The 1389-nt window shown below is 58.0% G+C and carries 1 rRNA gene (only partly in view); it reads right to left on the reverse strand.

What is annotated here, in order from left to right:
- A 23S ribosomal RNA gene (locus ABT288_RS49735) occupies positions 1-1389 on the reverse strand; its annotated part reaches 1493 nt to the left of the window's first position; the annotation flags it as partial.

Consider the following 1389-nt stretch of genomic DNA (forward strand, 5'->3'; position numbering starts at 1 on the left):
TTGATGTGCGACGGATTTACCTACCGCACGGCCTACACCCTTACCCCGGGACAACCACCGCCCGGGATGGACTACCTTCCTGCGTCACCCCATCACTCACCTACTACCAGATCGGTCCGGCGGCTCCACCACTCCCCCTTGCCCGAAGGCTCCGGGGCGGCTTCACGGCCTTAGCATCACTGGATTCGATGTTTGACGCTTCACAGCGGGTACCGGAATATCAACCGGTTATCCATCGACTACGCCTGTCGGCCTCGCCTTAGGTCCCGACTTACCCTGGGCAGATCAGCTTGACCCAGGAACCCTTAGTCAATCGGCGCACACGTTTCTCACGTGTGAATCGCTACTCATGCCTGCATTCTCACTCGTCAACCGTCCACGACTACCTTCCAGTGCCGCTTCACCCGGCAGACGACGCTCCCCTACCCATCACAGCACCCGTTGGGGCTATACGCTGCAATGACACGACTTCGGCGGTACGCTTGAGCCCCGCTACATTGTCGGCGCGGAATCACTAGACCAGTGAGCTATTACGCACTCTTTCAAGGGTGGCTGCTTCTAAGCCAACCTCCTGGTTGTCTGTGCGACTCCACATCCTTTCCCACTTAGCGTACGCTTAGGGGCCTTAGTCGATGCTCTGGGCTGTTTCCCTCTCGACCATGGAGCTTATCCCCCACAGTCTCACTGCCGCGCTCTCACTTACCGGCATTCGGAGTTTGGCTAAGGTCAGTAACCCGGTAGGGCCCATCGCCTATCCAGTGCTCTACCTCCGGCAAGAAACACACGACGCTGCACCTAAATGCATTTCGGGGAGAACCAGCTATCACGGAGTTTGATTGGCCTTTCACCCCTAACCACAGGTCATCCCCCAGGTTTTCAACCCTGGTGGGTTCGGTCCTCCACGAAGTCTTACCTCCGCTTCAACCTGCCCATGGCTAGATCACTCCGCTTCGGGTCTTGAGCGTGCTACTACAGCGCCCTGTTCGGACTCGCTTTCGCTACGGCTTCCCCACCCGGGTTAACCTCGCAACACACCGCAAACTCGCAGGCTCATTCTTCAAAAGGCACGCAGTCACGAGATGCAGCAAGCTGCATCCGACGCTCCCACGGCTTGTAGGCACACGGTTTCAGGTACTATTTCACTCCCCTCCCGGGGTACTTTTCACCATTCCCTCACGGTACTATCCGCTATCGGTCACCAGGGAATATTTAGGCTTAGCGGGTGGTCCCGCCAGATTCACACGGGATTTCTCGGGCCCCGTGCTACTTGGGTGTCTCTCCAACGAGCCGCTGACGTTTCGACTACGGGGGTCTTACCCTCTACGCCGGACCTTTCGCATGTCCTTCGCCTACATCAACGGTTTCTGACTCGTCCTGTCGCCGGCAGAC

Source organism: Streptomyces sp. NPDC001093, from assembly GCF_040298985.1.
GTDB lineage: Bacteria > Actinomycetota > Actinomycetes > Streptomycetales > Streptomycetaceae > Streptomyces.